This is a genomic window from Nocardioides sp. NPDC004968 (assembly GCF_040608935.1).
In the GTDB taxonomy this organism is placed as follows: domain Bacteria; phylum Actinomycetota; class Actinomycetes; order Propionibacteriales; family Nocardioidaceae; genus Nocardioides.
Genome location: NZ_JBEXJF010000006.1, coordinates 113,899 through 130,894 on the forward strand (window position 1 = coordinate 113,899; position 16,996 = coordinate 130,894).

18 protein-coding genes are annotated in these 16,996 nt (G+C 69.6%); 11 read left to right on the top strand and 7 right to left on the bottom strand.

The window, feature by feature from the left end:
* Positions 1 to 12: 12 nt before the first annotated feature.
* From dapE to ABZU72_RS09495, 6 genes are all read left to right on the top strand, one after another.
* Positions 13 to 1,098, top strand: a complete 1,086-nt coding sequence (gene dapE / locus ABZU72_RS09470) for a succinyl-diaminopimelate desuccinylase (RefSeq protein ID WP_355018609.1) — start codon at positions 13 to 15, stop codon at positions 1,096 to 1,098.
* Positions 1,095 to 1,814 carry a TIGR00730 family Rossman fold protein gene (locus ABZU72_RS09475; protein ID WP_355018610.1) on the top strand — a complete coding sequence of 240 codons (720 nt, stop codon included), beginning with the start codon at positions 1,095 to 1,097 and terminating at the stop codon, positions 1,812 to 1,814. The genes dapE and ABZU72_RS09475 overlap by 4 nt, the downstream gene beginning before the upstream one ends.
* A 3-nt stretch (positions 1,815 to 1,817) precedes the next feature.
* Positions 1,818 to 2,156: a DivIVA domain-containing protein gene (locus ABZU72_RS09480; protein WP_355018611.1), complete on the top strand. Its 339-nt coding sequence runs from the start codon at positions 1,818 to 1,820 to the stop codon at positions 2,154 to 2,156.
* A gap of 15 nt (positions 2,157 to 2,171) precedes the next feature.
* On the top strand, positions 2,172 to 3,917 hold the full coding sequence (locus ABZU72_RS09485) for a hypothetical protein (protein WP_355018612.1): 1,746 nt from the start codon (positions 2,172 to 2,174) through the stop codon (positions 3,915 to 3,917).
* Positions 3,918 to 4,063: 146 nt separating this feature from the next.
* Positions 4,064 to 4,237, top strand: a complete 174-nt coding sequence (locus ABZU72_RS09490) for a DUF3117 domain-containing protein (protein WP_008358749.1) — start codon at positions 4,064 to 4,066, stop codon at positions 4,235 to 4,237.
* On the top strand, positions 4,238 to 5,776 hold the full coding sequence (locus tag ABZU72_RS09495; protein WP_355018613.1) for a leucyl aminopeptidase family protein: 1,539 nt from the start codon (positions 4,238 to 4,240) through the stop codon (positions 5,774 to 5,776).
* 111 nt (positions 5,777 to 5,887) lie between these two features.
* Here ABZU72_RS09495 and ABZU72_RS09500 read toward each other — a convergent pair whose 3' ends face one another.
* The gene (locus ABZU72_RS09500) at positions 5,888 to 6,523 is read right to left on the bottom strand and encodes an O-methyltransferase (RefSeq protein WP_355018614.1); all 636 of its coding nucleotides are present in this window, start codon (positions 6,521 to 6,523) and stop codon (positions 5,888 to 5,890) included.
* A 142-nt stretch (positions 6,524 to 6,665) separates the two neighbouring features.
* Here ABZU72_RS09500 and sigE point away from each other — a divergent pair, with 142 nt between their 5' ends.
* From sigE to ABZU72_RS09515, 3 genes are all read left to right on the top strand, one after another.
* On the top strand, positions 6,666 to 7,298 hold the full coding sequence (gene sigE / locus ABZU72_RS09505; protein WP_350664228.1) for an RNA polymerase sigma factor SigE: 633 nt from the start codon (positions 6,666 to 6,668) through the stop codon (positions 7,296 to 7,298).
* Positions 7,295 to 7,762, top strand: a complete 468-nt coding sequence (locus tag ABZU72_RS09510; protein WP_355018615.1) for a hypothetical protein — start codon at positions 7,295 to 7,297, stop codon at positions 7,760 to 7,762. Before sigE ends, ABZU72_RS09510 begins: the two co-directional genes overlap by 4 nt.
* A 70-nt stretch (positions 7,763 to 7,832) precedes the next feature.
* Positions 7,833 to 9,227, top strand: coding sequence for a trypsin-like peptidase domain-containing protein (locus tag ABZU72_RS09515; RefSeq protein ID WP_355018616.1), 1,395 nt, complete (start codon positions 7,833 to 7,835; stop codon positions 9,225 to 9,227).
* A 259-nt stretch (positions 9,228 to 9,486) separates the two neighbouring features.
* Here ABZU72_RS09515 and ABZU72_RS09520 read toward each other — a convergent pair whose 3' ends face one another.
* The 3 genes from ABZU72_RS09520 to ABZU72_RS09530 form a co-directional block, all read right to left on the bottom strand.
* Positions 9,487 to 9,747 (bottom strand): helix-turn-helix domain-containing protein, encoded by a 261-nt coding sequence (locus tag ABZU72_RS09520; protein WP_355018617.1) that lies wholly within the window; start codon positions 9,745 to 9,747, stop codon positions 9,487 to 9,489.
* A 123-nt stretch (positions 9,748 to 9,870) separates the two neighbouring features.
* Positions 9,871 to 11,199, bottom strand: a complete 1,329-nt coding sequence (locus tag ABZU72_RS09525; protein WP_355018618.1) for a hypothetical protein — start codon at positions 11,197 to 11,199, stop codon at positions 9,871 to 9,873.
* Positions 11,196 to 11,540 carry a hypothetical protein gene (locus ABZU72_RS09530; RefSeq protein WP_355018619.1) on the bottom strand — a complete coding sequence of 115 codons (345 nt, stop codon included), beginning with the start codon at positions 11,538 to 11,540 and terminating at the stop codon, positions 11,196 to 11,198. The genes ABZU72_RS09525 and ABZU72_RS09530 overlap by 4 nt, the downstream gene beginning before the upstream one ends.
* 109 nt (positions 11,541 to 11,649) lie before the next feature.
* Between ABZU72_RS09530 and ABZU72_RS09535 the strand changes: the two genes are divergently transcribed.
* Together ABZU72_RS09535 and ABZU72_RS09540 are read left to right on the top strand one after the other, a co-directional pair.
* The gene (locus tag ABZU72_RS09535) at positions 11,650 to 13,104 is read left to right on the top strand and encodes a wax ester/triacylglycerol synthase family O-acyltransferase (RefSeq protein WP_355018620.1); all 1,455 of its coding nucleotides are present in this window, start codon (positions 11,650 to 11,652) and stop codon (positions 13,102 to 13,104) included.
* Between the two features lie 15 nt (positions 13,105 to 13,119).
* A complete protein-coding gene (locus tag ABZU72_RS09540; protein ID WP_355018621.1) occupies positions 13,120 to 13,464 on the top strand; it encodes a hypothetical protein in 345 nt (114 codons plus the stop codon).
* A 296-nt stretch (positions 13,465 to 13,760) separates the two neighbouring features.
* Here the strand turns inward: ABZU72_RS09540 and ABZU72_RS09545 are convergent, their stop codons facing one another.
* From ABZU72_RS09545 to ABZU72_RS09555, 3 genes are all read right to left on the bottom strand, one after another.
* Positions 13,761 to 14,573: a DUF4440 domain-containing protein gene (locus ABZU72_RS09545; protein ID WP_355018622.1), complete on the bottom strand. Its 813-nt coding sequence runs from the start codon at positions 14,571 to 14,573 to the stop codon at positions 13,761 to 13,763.
* Between the two features lie 219 nt (positions 14,574 to 14,792).
* The gene (locus ABZU72_RS09550) at positions 14,793 to 16,388 is read right to left on the bottom strand and encodes a lysyl oxidase family protein (protein WP_355018623.1); all 1,596 of its coding nucleotides are present in this window, start codon (positions 16,386 to 16,388) and stop codon (positions 14,793 to 14,795) included.
* Between the two features lie 122 nt (positions 16,389 to 16,510).
* Positions 16,511 to 16,987: a DUF2505 domain-containing protein gene (locus tag ABZU72_RS09555; RefSeq protein WP_355018624.1), complete on the bottom strand. Its 477-nt coding sequence runs from the start codon at positions 16,985 to 16,987 to the stop codon at positions 16,511 to 16,513.
* Positions 16,988 to 16,996: the final 9 nt, after the last annotated feature.

A 16,996-nucleotide genomic window follows, 5' to 3' on the forward strand; every position in this document is an offset into this window, starting at 1 on the left:
TGACTAGCGCCTGTGACAACCAGTCCTGACACTCCTGAGATCGACCTGACGACCGACGTGGTGACGCTGACCCGGCAGCTGATGGACATCAACTCGGTGAGCCTCAACGAGCTCGAGCTGGCCGACGCCGTGGAGCGGGCGCTGGCTGCGTACGACCACCTCGTCGTCGAGCGGCGGGGCAACTCGATCGTGGCGCGCACCGACCTCGGCCTCCCCGAGCGCGTCGTCATCGCCGGCCACCTCGACACGGTGCCGGTCAACGGCAACTTCCCGAGCCGCCTCGACGAGGCCACCGGCATCCTGCACGGCCTTGGCGCGTGTGACATGAAGTCCGGCGACGCGGTCATCCTCAAGCTCGCCGCGACCCTCCGGACGCCCAACCGCGACGTGACGTACGTCTTCTACGACGCGGAGGAGATCGAGGCCGTCCACAACGGTCTCGGCAAGCTCGCTGCCAGCGAGCCCGACCTGCTCGCCGGAGACTTCGCGATCCTGATGGAGCCCTCGAACGCCGGAGTCGAGGCCGGCTGCCAGGGCACCCTGCGGGTCGAGGTACGCACCACCGGCGAGCGCTCCCACAGCGCCCGCTCCTGGCGCGGCGTCAACGCGATCCACAAGGCCGGCGAGGTGCTGCGCCGCCTGGAGTCGTACGTCCCGCGCAAGCCGGTCATCGACGGGCTGGAGTTTCACGAGGGCCTCAACGCGGTCTTCGTCGCCGGGGGAGTGGCGGGCAACGTGATCCCCGACGAGTGCGTGGTGACGGTCAACTTCCGCTTCGCGCCGGACCGCAGCGAGGAGGAGGCGCTGGCGTTCGTGACCGACTTCTTCGAGGGCTACGACGTCACCCTGACCGACTCGGCCCCGGGCGCGCTGCCGGGCCTGGACCGTCCCGCGGCCAAGGCCTTCATCGAGTCGGTCGGCGGCGAGGTCGGACCCAAGTTCGGCTGGACCGATGTGGCGCGGTTCACGGTTCTCGGCATACCGGCGGTCAACTATGGTCCAGGTGACCCGATGTTCGCCCACAAGGCCGACGAGCACGTGCGGATCTCCGAGATCACCACCTGCGAGCAGGCCCTTCGTGATTGGTTGACCGCATGACCCGACGCAGCGGCTCCGGCCCACGCCCCACCAAGGGACGCCCCGCCGGCAGCACCACCGACCAGCGACTGCTGGACAGCTCCGGCCACGGCGACTGGGTCCACACCGATCCGTGGCGGGTCATGAAGATCCAGGCCGAGTTCGTCGAGGGGTTCAACGACCTCTCCGAGATCGGCCCGGCGATCAGCGTCTTCGGGTCGGCGCGCACGCCCCAGGACCACCCGACCTACGCCCAGGCCGAGGCGGTCGGCCGCGGCCTGGCCGAGGCCGGCTTCGTGGTGATCACCGGCGGTGGCCCGGGCACGATGGAGGCGGCCAACAAGGGCGCTCTCGAGGCCGGTGGCGAGTCGATCGGCCTCGGCATCGAGCTGCCCTTCGAGGCCAGGCTCAACGACTACGTCAGCTTCGGGCTCAACTTCCGCTACTTCTTCGTGCGGAAGATGATGTTCGTGAAGTACTCCCAGGGCTACATCGTCATGCCCGGCGGGCTCGGCACCATGGACGAGCTCTTCGAGGCGATGACGCTCTCCCAGACCAAGAAGATCACCCAGTTCCCGATCGTGCTGATGGGCGTGGAGCACTGGCAGGGACTGCTCGACTGGATGCGCGAGACCATGCTGGCCGACGGCCGGATCAAGCAGAGCGACCTGGACATGATCACCCTCACCGACGACGTGGACGAGGCGGTCGAGCTGATGTTGAAGGCGCGTGACTGACGGATGGGCTGGATCTTCGCGGCACTCATCGTGCTGGCTCTCGGAGGAGTCGCCCTCGTAGCCGCCGGGACAGGCGCGCCGATGGGGGAGGAGTACGGCGACCAGCCCGACGCTCTGGTGCCCCGCGACCGCGTCCTGGAAGCGGCGGACCTGCGTCACGTACGTTTCTCGGTGGCCTTCCGCGGCTACCGGATGGACGAGGTGGACGCTCTGATCGCCCGCCTTGCCGAGGAGGCAGAATGGCGTGAGTCGACCGCGGCCGGGGATGCCGGTGCCGAGGTCGGAGTCGGGGGACTCACATCACAATCGCCCGAGCCCGATTCGGGCTCGCCCGACGTCTAGGACAGAATCGCTGCCGTGAGCTTCGCTGCCGTACTCGTCTACGCCGTGACCGCCCTGGTCGCGGTGATCGTCGCGCTCACCTATCTGAAGCCACATCTCCTGCAGCCGCAGGAGGCGGGGCTGCCGCCCAAGATCCACCTGTACGCCGGCGCAGCCGGCCTCCTGGTCTGGGTCCTCTTCCTCGCCTCGCCGTCGTCGTTCTTCCTCGGCGGCGACCTCCCGGGCGTGATCGGGCTCTTCGGGATCTGGCTCGCCGCGATCGCGGGCCTCTACCTGCTCGCCCGCCGGCTCAAGGAGCAGCGCGCCGCAGCCTCCGGCCACGACGACTACGCCTATGACGACGGCTATGACGACTACGCCGAGGAGTACGCCGAGGACGGCTACGCCTACGGCGAGAACGGCTATGCAGAGGCCGGTTACGACGACTACGCCGAGCCCGACGGCCGGGCGGGCTACGCGGACCCGCGCCGACCGGTTCAGCAGCCTGTTCCTCAGCCCGTCGCACAGCAGGGACGTCCGGCCGAACGCCGGCCCGAGCCCCGGCGAGCAGCCTCGGGTGTCGAGGAGACCGCCGTGATGGCGCCGATCGAGCGTGACTCCTCGCCTGCGCCCCCGGCCCCTGCGCCGGCCCCCGCTCCGGCTCCTGTCCCTGCTCCGGCTCCTGCTCCGACGCGGGACGGGCAGATCGGTCGCCGCGTGGCCGGGCGGCAGACACCGCCCCCGCCCGCACCGCAGCCCGCACCGCAGCCCGCGCCGCAGCCCGCACCGCAGCCCCAGCCCGCCCCGCAGAGGCCTCCGCGGCGGGCAGCCGCCCCCCAGCCGCCGGCACCCCAGCAGCCCGTACGTCACCAGCCCGCGCCCCAGCCGCCGGTCCCGGAGGCTCCCGCCCGGCCGCGGCAGGACCGCCCTGCTCCCGCGCGACCCGCACAGGAGCGGCGAGCCCCGGAGCAGCCGATGCGTGAGCGTCCGGCCCCCCAGCGTCCCGCCCCGCAGCGTCCCGACCCTCAGCGTCCGGCTCCTCAGCGCCCGGCGCCCGAGCAGCCCCAGCCGAGTCAGGGCGAGCCGGGCCGGAGCGGCCAGGACCCATGGGGTCGCCGTCAGGAGCCGCCGCAGCGCCGCTCGCGCGGCTACGACGATCGCTACGACGACCGCCGCAACGACAGCCATGACGAGTTCGCCGACCGCCGCTACCGGCGCGACAGTAGCTACTCCGACTACCCGGGTCAACAGCAGCCGAGCCCGCCGCGCGCGCCGCGCCCCGCACCCCGGCCCGCCCCGCAGCCGGCCCCCCAACCCGCGCCTGCGCCGCCGCCCGCGCCGAGCCGGCCGTCCGGCCGCCAGGCGGGGCAGCAGCAGCCCGAGACGTACGATCCCTACTCCTTCGAGTCCTACGGTCCGAGCGACCGGGACCGGGGCCGTGACCGGACCGAGCCCCCTGCCCCGACCCCGCCCGCGCCCGAGGCGCAGCCCCGTCGACGGCGGCGGGACCAGGGCTACGACGAGCCGGCCTACGCGGGCTACGAGCAGGGCTACGACCAGGCGTACGCGCAGGGCTACGACTACGACGAGGCCTACGACCGCGGCTATGACGACCGCTATGACGAGCGCTACGACGATGCCTACGACCGGCCCGTCGGAGGCGACCGTCGGGACCGCGGCGGAGCGTTCCACGAGTCCTCCGGAGTGGCCATCGCGGTGCACCTCACGCTGGTGATCCTCGCGATCTGGCTGACCTGGGCCTACGGAACCTCGGTCATCTGACAGGTTCGAAGGCAGGTCAACCCGCCGAAACTCCCACCTTGCCGTCAGGTCTGCTGACCTGATGAGGGATAATGGACGTGCAATGCGCGCTCCGAGGCCATCCGGCAGGTGAGCGCCGACACGCGAGACACGGAAGAAGGTGCCGCATGGCGGCGATGAAGCCGCGGACGGGAGACGGTCCGCTGGAGGTCACCAAGGAAGGTCGGGGCATCGTGATGCGCGTCCCGCTCGAGGGTGGTGGCCGGTTGGTCGTCGAACTGAACGCTGAAGAGGCCGCCGCGCTCGGCGAAGAGATCAAAGGTCTTGGGCTGAACGCGTAGATGACCACAACGCTGCCGTCACCGGCTCTGCCGACCCAGGTCACGCCGCCCACCTTCACGCTCAATCCGCTCGGCCCGGAGAGTCTCGATGCCGAGATCATCGCGCTCCCGGTCATCCCGGGCGAGGACGAGCTGGTCATCGGTCCTGGGGCCGCCGCCCTCGGCGACCAACACGACCTCCTGGGTCATCTCGAGTTCGAAGGTGCCACCGGCAGCGCCGGTGAGGTGACGACGTACGCCGTCACCGGCTCCGGCACCCTGCGGCAGATCCTCCTGATCGGTGTCGGCGCGCAACGTCGCGACGACTTCCGGCGGGCGGGGGCCGCGCTGGCTCGTGCCGTGCGGGATCGGTCCGAGGTGGTCACGACCATTCCGGCGGCCGATCCGGAGGTCGGGCTGGAGCCGTTCGTGGCCGGCGCGACGCTGGGGTCATTCCTCTTCCACTGGCGCTCCGAGGGTGCGCCGTGGAAGCCGGTGGAGACGATCACTCTGGCCGACCTCGGCGACGACCAGGCGGCAGCGTTGGACCGGGCCCAGGCGATCGCGCGCGCCCGCTGGCGCGCGCGGTTCTTCTCCTCGGTCCCGAGCAACTTGAAGAATCCGGGCTGGCTCGCAGAGCAGGCGACGACACTGGCAGGCGAGACCGGCCTGAAGGTCACCGTCTGGGACGAGGACCAGCTCGCGGTCGATGGCTTCGGAGGCATCGTCGCGGTGGGCCAAGGCTCGGCGACCCCGCCGAGGCTGATCCGGCTCGACTACACGCCCCGCAAGTCGGGTCGGCTGAACTCCTTGAAGACGGCCCCGACGGTGGTGCTGGTCGGCAAGGGCATCACCTTCGACACCGGCGGGCTCAACATCAAGCCCGGTGACGGCATGCTCAACATGAAGCGCGACATGACCGGCGGCGCGGTGGTGCTCGCGGTGATGTCGGCTCTGGCCGAGATCGGCTGCCCGGTCAAGGTGGTCGGCCTCATCGCCGCCGCCGAGAACGCCATCTCCGGCTCGGCGCTGCGCCCCGGCGACGTGGTCACCCACTACGGCGGCCGCACCTCCGAAGTCACCAACACCGACGCGGAGGGCCGCCTCGTGCTGGCCGACGCGATGGCGTACGCCGTGGACAAGCTCAAGCCGGCCGCCCTCGTCGACATCGCCACCCTCACCGGTGCGATGCGGGTGGCGCTCGGGCAGACGATGGCCGGCTACTTCGCCGACGACGACGCGCTGGCCACGCTGCTGGCCGAGGCGTCCGAGGTCTCCGGCGAGGTGCTGTGGCGGATGCCGTTGGTCGCCGACTACGAGGACAAGCTCTCCTCGAAGGTCGCCGACGCCGACAACGCCCCCGGTGGGCCCGGCGCCATCACCGCCGCGCTCTTCCTGCACCACTTCACCGGTGGCATCCCGTGGGCCCACATCGACGTCGCCTGCGGTGATGCGTACGCCGACGTCCACGAGCTCACTCCCGGCCCCACCGGCTTCGGTGCCCGGGTCCTCCTCAGCTGGCTGGCGAGCGCGGACCCGCTCTCCCGAGTCGGTTCCTGACGAGACGTCACCCGCGTCGGCCGAGAGGTCACGTACGTCGTCCGAGATGGCACTCAGGTGCCGCCTCGGCCGACGGGGGTGACGCTTCGGCCGACGGGGGTGACGTCTCGGCTAGATCTTCCGGGCGAGCAGGAGGCCGTCGCCCACCGGGAGCAGCAGCGGGATGAGGCCGTCGTTGTCGGCGACCTGCTGGTTGAGCTCGCGGATGGTGGAAGTCTCCTCGTCGCGTACGGACGGGTCGGCCACGCGGTCATGCCACAGGGCGTTGTCGAAGGCGACGACGCCGCCGGGACGGAGCAGACGCAGCGCTTCCTTGAGGTAGGCCGAGTATTCGGTCTTGTCACCGTCGACGAACACCAGGTCGTAGTGGTTGTCGGTGAGCCGGGGGAGTACGTCGAGGGCGGCGCCGGCGATGCACCGCGCCTGCCGCTGGCCGAAGCCGGCTTCGGTGAAGCTCTGGCGGGCCAGTCGCTGGTGCTCGGTCTCGATGTCGACGGTGGTCAGGACCCCCTCGGGACGCATGCCACGCAGCAGCCACAGCCCGGAGACGCCGGTGCCGGTGCCGACCTCGACGACGTTCTTGGCGTCGAGGACCGAGGCGAGGAAGCGCAGCGCCGCTCCGCCACCAGGCCCGATCGGGGCGACACCGACCTCCTCGGCCCGGGATCGGGCGGCTGCGAGGAGGTCGTCCTCACCGACGAACTCGTCGGCGTAGGTCCAACTTGCGGTCGAGACAGGGCTGGTCACACCGCAAAACCTAACCTGTTTCGCGCAACGGTGCGGGAACGCCTGATCCAACTTGTGCGTTGGAAGAGCACAGGAAGAGGAAAAATAGGAGCCTCACAGGCAACTCTCAGCCCTTCCGGTCCCAGGGGATCTACCGTAGGAGATGTCAGCGATCAGCGAGACAGACGACAGGAGCACCATGACCGCCGAACCCACGCAGGCCCCGACCGTAGAGCCGGGTGTTCCGACGTGGGACGAGATCGTGGAGAAGCACTCCGACCGGGTCTACCGGCTCGCTTACCGTCTCACCGGCAACCGCCACGACGCGGAGGACCTCACCCAAGAGGTCTTCGTGCGCGTATTCCGCTCTCTCGACACCTACAGCCCCGGCACCTTCGAGGGCTGGCTGCACCGGATCACCACCAACCTCTTCCTCGACCAGGCCCGTCGTAAGCAGCGGATCCGCTTCGACGCCCTCTCCGACGAGCGCGCCTCGCGCCTGACGAGCAGCGGCCCGACGCCCGACGTGGCCTATACCGACCAGCGCTTCGATGACGACATCGAGCGCGCGCTGGCGACGCTGCCGCCCGACTTCCGGGCCGCGGTCGTGCTCTGTGACGTGGAGGGGCTCTCCTACGAGGAGATCTCCGAGATCCTCGGTGCCAAGCTCGGCACCGTCCGCTCGCGTATCCACCGCGGCCGGGCGATGCTCCGTGACAACCTCGCCCACCGCGCTCCGCGCGGCGGACGACTGCGTCACTCCGGGCCCAAGGTGTTGTGGGGCGGGGCTTCATGAGTCTTCTCGGCAACCACCTCGGCGCACGCACCAGCGCTCTTCTCGACGGACAGCTCCCCGCAGCGGAGGAGGAGCGCGCCTGGGCGCACGTGCACCAGTGCTGCGCCTGCCGCCGCGCCGTGGAGCGTGAGGGCTGGCTCAAGCGACGCCTGGCCGGCCTCAGCGTCGACCCCGGCGTCACCGCACCGGCCGACCTCAAGGGCTCGCTCCGCGGCGGTGCCCTGGCCGCCTCTGTGTGGCCAGCCGACGACCTCGACGAGACCTACTCCGACCCCCGGTCGATGCGGCGTACGTTGGTGATGGTCGCCGCCGGTGGCGGTGCTGTCGGAGCCGCCGTATTCGGCATGTTCGCCTTCGCCGCCGCGCCCGCCGACGCGCCGGTCCCCAGGAATCTCCCGGTCACCGCGGTCACCCAGGTCCCGGGCGCTCCGGGCGCTCCCGTCGTCGCTCACGTACGCCGCTGAGCATCGGCCCGGCGACGCGACACGAGACCCGGGCTGCCCATTGTTGGGACGAGTGGGAAGAATGGGTGTCGTGACGCAGGAACCACAAGACGACCAGTCGCGGCCGATCTCCCGTTGGGCACCACCCTCCGACGTGCCCCCGGCCGGGCAGTCGTCCCCTGACGACCTTGTCGACGACGAGCGGGACACGGCCGAGGTGCCGTTGCCAGGCATGCCGAGACCCGCCGTCGCGCCGGTTCCGGCCGCCGACACCGCTCCGCTGCCGCCCATGGTGCCGCCACCGCCTGGCGGTTCCCTGCCCGGGTTCGACACCCCGCCTGCGCCACCACCGTCCTTACGCCGGACCGACTCCTCGCAGCGCCGCCGGATCCCCGGCCCGATCTGGGCGCTCGCGGCTGCCGTCGCGTTCCTGCTCGGCGTACTGGGCGGCTATGCCGGCGGCGTACTCGAGGACCAGGACGACATGTCGAGCCTGGCCGGCGGTGGTCTCGACCCGGGCTCGATCGAGACCGACGCGCCCCTGGAGGGCGACGACGCCAGCATCGTGAAGGTGGCCGCGACGCTGCTGCCCTCGACGGTCCAGATCTTCGCCGAGTACCAGGGCGTTGAGGATGCCGCGACCGGCTCCGGTTTCATCTTCGACCGGAACGGCCACGTGGTCACCAACAACCACGTGGTCGCCGACGCCGCCAAGGCCAAGGGCAGCATCGAGGTGGTCGACCACAAGGGCCGCCGCTACAAGGCGGACGTGGTCGGCCGCAGCGCGGTCTACGACCTCGCGGTCCTCGACGTGCCCGAGGTCAAGGAGCTCGAGCCGGCCTCGCTCGGCAGTACGTCACGGCTGAGGATCGGTGAGGGCGTCGTCGCCATCGGGTCGCCGTTGGGTCTCAGCTCGACGGTGACCTCGGGCATCGTCAGTGCGCTCCAGCGCCCGGTGAGCACCGGGCAGACCGAGGACGACACCTCCTACATCAACGCCGTCCAGACCGACGCGGCGATCAACCCCGGCAACTCCGGTGGTCCGCTGGTCAACCTCGTCGGCCAGGTGATCGGGGTCAACTCGGCCATCGCGACCGCGGGCGGGGGAGAGGGCGGAGAGGCCGGCAGCATCGGCGTCGGCTTCGCGATCCCGATCGACCAGGTCAAGGTGACCGCCGCGCAGATCCTGAAGACCGGCAAGGCGACCTACCCGATCGTGGGCGCCTCCGTCGACGTGCAGGCCGCCGACCACAACGGAGCTCTGATCTCGGTGGTCGATGCCGGCTCGCCGGCCGCCGCCGGTGGGCTCAAGGACGGCGACCGGGTCACGAAGGTGGGAGACGTCACCGTCACCGACGGCATCGGCATGATCGTCGCCATCCGGGCTCACCAGCCGGGCGAGACGGTCGAGTTCACGGTGATGCGCAACGGCGCCCGCCACGAGCTCAAGATCAAGCTCGAGGCGCAGACCGAGAACCTCGCCTGACCAGTGGTGCGTCCCAGAAGTTCCTAGGCGCTTCGCGCCGCCATGGCACGCACTTGGCTGCGTTGGCGCCGCTCGGAAGACGCCCGGTATGACTTCGCGGCGCCGCCTTGCCATGCACGCACCCTGACGACGCCAAGCATCCAGGAACTTCCAGGACGCACCACTTGAAAAGACGCGAAGAGCTGCTCGGCAGGATGCCTGGCAGCTCTTCGCGTTGTTGTGGGGAAGGTTTAGTTGTGGGGGTTGAGGTTGCTTTGACTCAAGAAGCGTCCGGCGTGGCGGCGGGCGCAGCAGGCTCGGCCTCGACGAACGGGTGGTCGGCCACAAAGGCCTTGGTCTGCGAGTACATGTCATCGATGAACTTCTCGAGGACGCTGGACTCAACGCGCCACTGGCCGCGCCCGCCGATCTTGATGGCGGGAAGCTCACCACGGCGGACAAGGGCATAGACCTGTGCGCTCGAGGTGTTGAGCACCTCGGCGACGTCGGCAAGAGTCAGGAAGCGGGGGGTACCAGACATAAGGATCAGTCTCCCAGACTCTGCAAGCGGCCGTAAACCATCGCGCCAACCTGTTAGTCCGCATTAGGTACAGTTGCGCTGCTTTGTGGATGCGTGGTGGGTGAACCGTGAAGCAGCGACGCGCTATGCGGCGAACAGCAGATACAACCCACCAACAGTGAAGCCGACCATCGTGAGCAGAAGCGGGATCTGCCCGGTCACCAGGTGCTGCGGCGGAAGCACCTGGAGCGCTCGGATGTGGGCCGACCAGACTCCCAGCACGTGTCCGGTGATCACCGCTGCCACCTTGATGACGGCCAGCAGCGTGGCGTGGAAGGCGAAGAAGTAGGAGACCGGCATGTCCGCGGTTCCGAACCAGTCGCTTCCGTTTCCGAACGGATCCGAGGCGTTGCGCAGCGTCGCCAACCCGCTCTCCCAGAAGTAGCTGAGGTAGTGGGCCACGACGTAGCCGACGATGATCGGCACCAGCGACGGCGCCAGCTCGCCGGGCAGCGCCCGGCGCGGCACGTCACCGACGCCGGTCAGCATCGTCCCGAGGCAGTAGAACCCGGCCACGAGCAGCGGGAACGCGATCAGGGCGACGTTGCTGATCAGGTAGGCGGTGTTGGCCGACATCTCGGGGTTCTGCACGAACTGGAGCCATGTCGGCGACTCCCGGTAGGAGTCGTAGACGATGGTGCCGAAGAGCACCGAGACGACCGCGACCAGCCCCGGGGTCGGACGCAGGGTGTCCAGGTTGCCGAGCGGCGTCCGCAGGACCAGGTTGCCGGCCTGCGTACGTCCCCACACCGACAGGCGCGCGGTCAGCGACGAGTAGACCTCGAAGGGGTCGCAGCGCTCCAGGAACTTCTCGCCGAAGAGCACGCCGCCGAGGATCATCACGGCCAGGTAGACGGCCAGCCAGAGGCGTACGGGGCCGAGGTAGTTGTTCTCCGGGTAGACCAGCTCGAGCCAGGCGAAGGCGAGCAGCGTGAACGCCGCCGGCCAGTAGCCGAGGCGCTCGGGCAGGCGCAACGGCGGATCGCCGGCGCCGCGCAGCCACGTCAGTGCGGCCACGATCGTGCGGGCCGGGCTGATCGCCCGGAAGACCCGTCCGAAGAGCAGGGAGAACGGGACGAGGCCGACCCACAGCCAGACGTACGTCATCCCGAAGATGGGGTTGTTGGCGTTGTCGGAGCCGGCGAAGGCGACCAGCACGAAGTAGGCGAAGATCAGCAGTCCGACGACGCGCCACAGCGCGATCCAGGCGGGGGAGTCGACGACACGCCCGAGACGGGGCACTGGCCAGCCGCGTGGGTTGCGTACGCCGACCACTTGGCCCTCGGCGGCGCGCTTGGTGGTCAGCACCAGCAGCCCGAAGGAGACGAGGAGGGCGAGGACTGCGCCCGCGATGACGTACTCGAGCGGCAGTGGGAGGTCCTGGCGACCACCCACGCCGTGGGTGAGGATCACTTGACCTCGAGGGTGACGATGGTCTTGCCGAGGGTGTGTGACTCCACCTCGTACTGACCAGGGATCTCGAACGCGCCCAGGCTGATCCGCGTGGTGCCCACGCCGTAGGCGGCGGACTGCTCCGGGTCGGAGTGCACGTGGATCTCGCCGGCGGCGTCGGCGGTCACGTCGAGCTCGACTCCGTGGCCGACGGGGACGTCGATCTGGGTCCCGTGCGGGTCGACCGAGTCACCGGAGAAGTTGATACCGACGACCACCGGGTCGCTGTCTTTGCTGGGCTCGGTGGCGACGTCGTTTCCGCAGGCTGTCGCGACGCACGCGATCCCGCAGATTGCTGCCACGACCGCGATTATCCGGGCCGTGAGGCGCATTGCTTCCCCGTTTCGTGGACTAAGTTCAAGCTGGCGTCTGCCACAATCGCACATGAACCAAAGAGGGGGCTGAGAGGGCATGAGTGATCGGCTGAAGGCACGGGACGTGGCCTTTCTGGACGGGGAGACGCTGTCCGTTCCGCACCAGGTGGCGAGCATCGAGCTGATCGAGCCGAAGGCCGAGGGCTTCGACTACGGCGCGTTCCTCGAGCACGTCGAGGACCGGCTGTCCTTCGTGCCCCGCTACCGCCAACGGGTCCGTGTCGTGCCCGGCCGCATCGCCTACCCCGTCTGGGCGGACGACGACCGTTTCGACCTCACCTACCACGTACGCCGCTCCGCGCTGCCCCGTCCGGGCTCGATGGATCAGCTCCTCGACCTCGCCGGACGGATCGTGTCCCGGCCGCTGGACCGCTCCCGGCCGCTGTGGGAGCTGTACGTCATCGAGGGACTGGCCGGCGATCGGGTCGCGCTGATCACCAAGACCCACCAGGCGCTGGTGGACGGCGCCGAGACCGTCGACCTGGTCCAGCTGCTCCTCGACGACAAGCCCGAGGTCGGGCCGGTCGTGCCGGACCTGTGGGAGCCGCCCGAGCCGCAGTCGAGCGCGCGTCTGGTCGCCGGCGCGGTCTTCGACGCGGTCACCTCGGTCAGCGGCCTGACCGGCATGGCACGCAGCCTGGGCGGCTTCGCCCTGGGGCGGGTCACCGGGGTGGCCAAGGACGTCCAGAACGCGGGTGTCGGCATCGCCCGGGCGCTCACCCGCCGCGCTCCGGAGCGGCCGACGCCGCTCAACGGGACGCTCTCCCAGCAGCGGCTCGTGGTCACGCTCCAGGCCGACCTGGCCGACTTCCGTCGCATCCGGGACACCCACGGCGGCACCGTCAATGACGTCATCCTGGCTGCCGTCACCGGCGGTCTGCGCGCCTGGCTGATGACCCGGCAGCAGTCCCTGGCCGGCGTACGCCAGGTGCCGGCCCTGGTGCCGGTCTCGGTGATCGACGAGGAGCTCGACCCGACCCAGCTCGGCTCCGCGGTGGCGCCTCACTTCGTGGTGCTCCCGGTGGCAGAGCCGTCGCCGGTGGTCCGTCTCCACCAGGTGTCCTACTCCTTCGAGCAGCACCAGGCCAACGCCCGCACGGTCAGTGCGCAGCGGCTGGCCGGGATCAGCGGCTTTGCCCCGGCGACCTTCCACGTGGTCGGCTCCCGGGTGGCCGCCGAGAGCGAGCACGACTACCTGCTCTCGGTGTGCAACGTGCCCGGCCCGCAGGAGCCGCGCTATGCCGCCGGCTCCCGGCTGGTCGCCTCCTATCCCATCCACCCGCTGGCCAAGGGGCACACCCTCGCGATCGGGGTGACCTCCTACGACGGCCAGGTCTTCTTCGCGATCACCGCCGACCGCGACCTGGTGCCCGATGCGTCACTGGTCGGACAGTGCATCAGCGACGCCCTCGACGAGCTGCTCGACACCGTCTCCGGACGCCGGTTCCGGGCCCCCCGGGGCCTGCGCGTGGTCAAGAACTCCGGCGAGTGAGGCAGAATCCGACCCGTGACCCGCATCTACGTACCCGCCACGCTCGAGCTCCTCGCTGACTGGTACGCCAAGGGGGAGCTGCCCGGCACCGCCGACGGTTACGCGGCTCCCGACGACAGTGAAGAGGCCGAGTACGCAGCCCTGATGAGCGCCGCCGACGACTCGGCGGCACTCCTGGCGGGCCCCGGGCGCCGGGTCGTGGTCGTCGTCGACGCTCCGGCCGCGCTAGGCGACCAGGTCGTGCCGCTCAAGCTCGTCGCCGCCGTCCACGCCGACCTCGCCGACCGGCCTGCCGACGCCGACCCCGACGAGGACCTGGGCTGGTTCGCGACCCAGGAGATCCCGCAGCTCATCGGGTAGGGGTAGTACGCACACCCATGTGCAGCCGCCGAGCCACCGTGCAGTCCTACTTGCCTCGCGATCGCGGACTCGACAGCCCCACCTTCGTGATGCAGCCGCTCGTCGGCGCGCCGTCGCTCTACTCCACCAATCGTCAGAGCTTCGAGGACCCGGCGGCGGCTCAGGTGTCTTCGGGTGGGGTGGCGTGGCCCTTCCGATGATGGCCATGCGTGACCTCGCTGTGAGTTCTACTCAATCGAGGGCGGACATTCCGCCAAACTCAACCGCTACGCCCACCTCGCTGTCGGACTCCAGTGTCATGGTTTGACCGGCGTCAGATGAGTCAGGCTGCACAGCCAGCGGGCGCCTCGGCGGACGAACACGTCGGAGGTCCACTCGTCGAGGTGGAACGGCTCGCCCTGCCACGTGCCGTGGTTGTCGCAGCGGGCGACGACGAACGCGGTGTCACCGAGTATCCGGGCCTCCGCAACCTCGAATGCCATCGAGCTGTGGGTCACCAGGCCGCTGGTCACGCTCTCGAGGAACGACGAGCCCGGCACGATCCCGTTCTCGCCGACGAACATCCAGTCCGGCTCGGCGAAGGCGCCGATGGCATCGGCATCGTTGGCAACCAAAGCCTCCGCCCAATCGTCCAGCAGCTTGGCGAAGGTGTCGATCGCGCTCGATGCTTCTCCGGAGTCCGGCTTGGCTTCGCCGTCGTAGGTGCCGAAGCTCCAGAGGTTGCCCTCCGGGTCGCGGACTGTGAAGCCGCGTGAGCCGGAATCCGCATCGTTCAGGGCTCGGACGACCTCGGCTCCGGCTGCCACGGCCTGTTCAAACAGCGCATCGGGCGCGTCACAGTCGACGTACACGCAGTCGTTGCCCGAGTTGCGCAGCCCGAACGCCGAGTCATCCTTTCCGGCGGTGCCGAGCATGAGGCCACCACCGCCGGCCCACCGCATCTCGGCGTGCTCGATGACTGTGGGGTCGTCGTCGCGGGCGTACGCCACCCGCAGCTCAAACCCGAACGCCTCGCTGAGGAACTTCGTCGCCGCGGGGGCGTCACGGTAGGTGAGGACCGGCCAGACGCGGGTCGGGCCATCGGTTCCGCTGGTGTTGGTGTAGGTCATGGACACAGCGTCACACTCCGTCCCCCAGCGAGTCTTGGACGTTTGGGACGTCATCGGCGAACAGTTGCGGCGGCGAGCAGCCAGCCAGGTCCGCGAAGTCCCGAGGGAGATGGGCCTGGTCGAGTGCCCACACGATGCTGCGACCTGGGCGATCGTGAACCGCACCCGGCACGCACCGCCTGCTCGAGGTCGCCCTCGAGCAGGCGGTCGGCGTACTCCTCAGTCCTCGTTCCACCAGGTCTCGGTGTCGACGCCCTGGTAGGGCGGGACGGTGACGGTGCGGGCGCCGGCCTTGCCGCCGATGATCACGGTGCGGTGGCTGACGTTGTTGGACCGGGTGGTCTCGTAGAGGTTGCCGTCCGGGTTGACGGTGACCTTGATCCGGTAGGTGCCGTTCTTGACCTTGGTGAGGTCGAAGGCCTGGGTCTGGGACTGGTCGTAGGTGTCGCCCCAGCCGGACGGCAGGCTCTCCCGCAGCCACAGCGCGGACTTGGAGCCGCAGGCCGACTCCAGGCCGGTCTGTCCCGGCCGCAGCGTCGCACCGGGCACGGTCAGGTCCACCGGGTCGGTGGGCACCAGGCACCACGACTGCTTGCCGCTGGTCGAGACGACCTTGTCCTTGGCGTCGACCAGCTCGTACTTCGCGAAGTCGAGGAAGTGCCAGTGGTTGTGCTCCGGCGCCTCGTGGAACTCCATGGTGCCGGTGCGCTTCATCCCGACCTGCTCACCGTCTCTGTAGAACATCTGGTAGGCGTCCATCACCGGAGCGGTGCCGCGCCGGAAGCCCTCGACGATCATCGGAGCCGGTCCGGCGTTCCACTCGTTGGCGGCGAAGTTGAGGCGGTCGGTGCCCTCCTCGTCGATCGCGGTCGAGATCTGCCAGGCGGGCACGGAGACGAGGTCGGGCAGGCTGCTCTTCTTGGGCTTGCCGTGCGACGTACCGCCGGCGCCGCCGCCGAGCGGGAGTCGTCCACGACCGTCCTCGGCGCCTTCCAGCGACTCTCGCGGGACCACCGTGCGAGCGCCCTGGTCGTCATGGGCTCCGTGGGCTCCATCGGCTCCATGGGCTGAGCGAGCGCCCATCTCGCCCTCACCCTCGCAGCCGCCCTCGGGGCAGCCGTCGACGATGACGAGGTTCTGCTTGGCGCTGCGACTGGCCTTCGGCAGACCGAGGAAGTCGGCGACGGGCTTGCTGACGCTCATCGTCATGGTCAGCTTGGTCTCGCCCTTGGTCTCGAACTCGAGGTCGGAGACGGTCGGGACCGCCATGCCCCGCTCGATCCCGTACAGGACGCCCTTCGTGAACCAGTTGCCGCCGCAGAACTCCGGGTAGACGGGGCCGGTGGCACCGTCGGTCTGCACCCGCTGCCGGTCGTAGCCGCCGGGGCACAGCGGTCGGCTCTCGTCGAGGATCACCTTGCCGGCCTTGTTCTTGAGCGTGACCCGCAGGCCGTCCTTGAAGCCCTTCATCCCGTCGACGATCGCTGCGGGCGCGGTCGTGGTGGTGCGCTTCTTGCCCCGGATGATGGTCTTGGTCAGTTTGACCGGCTTGTCGTACGCCGTGTGGCTGGCGCGGAACTCGAATGCCGCGTCATAGGCGGCCAGCCAGACCGACGGCTCCATGTACGCCATTCCGTCGTAGGACGCCACCTCGACGGTGTCGGCAGCGGCGACGAGCTTCAACGTTCCCTTGCCGGTGGTGCCGCTCGCGGCCCCGTAGTTCGCCGTCACCGTCGTGGTGACGACGAGTGCGGCTGCGACCAGCCCGATGCCGGCCGAGACCAGCTGCCGGACGCGAGTGCGAGGTTTGACCATCGAGATCCCCTTATAACGGCCTTGGATCCTCCCGATCCGAGGCGCCGAGTGGCCGGCAATCTAGTGCCCGCCGCATATGGGGACGGTTGGTTTCCCGGTCTGGTTGCACCAGATCGGTGAGATCAGCGAGAAAGGTACGCCGCGCCGACCGCCTGCTCGAGGTCGAAGGCCTTGAGCATCAGCTCCTCGACGTACTCCTCGAGCTTGGCCCCGACCAGCGGCACGGGCACCTTGATGTTCAGCCGCACGCTCTCGGTGGTGCGTCCGTCGGACTCGGACAGCGAGATGTTGCCGCGCAAGGTGGCCAGGCCGCCGGGGACGGTGATGTCGACGACGGCGACGGTGTCGGAGGACCAGACCTCGCTCTGATGGACGGTGAGATCGCCGGAGACGATGCGCTTCGCGAAGGAGGGTACGCCGACGGTCGACTGCACCCGGTCGATCCGGACCTCCCGCGGCGCACCGCCGACGGTCACCCGGCGACGGAGCGCTCCCTGAGCGTCGGCGACCCGCTCGCGGAAGCCCGGATCAGCGAGCATCGCGGAGACCTCGCCCATGCGGGCGTCGTACACGAGCTCGTGCTGAAGGGTCGTCGTCATTGCCGAATC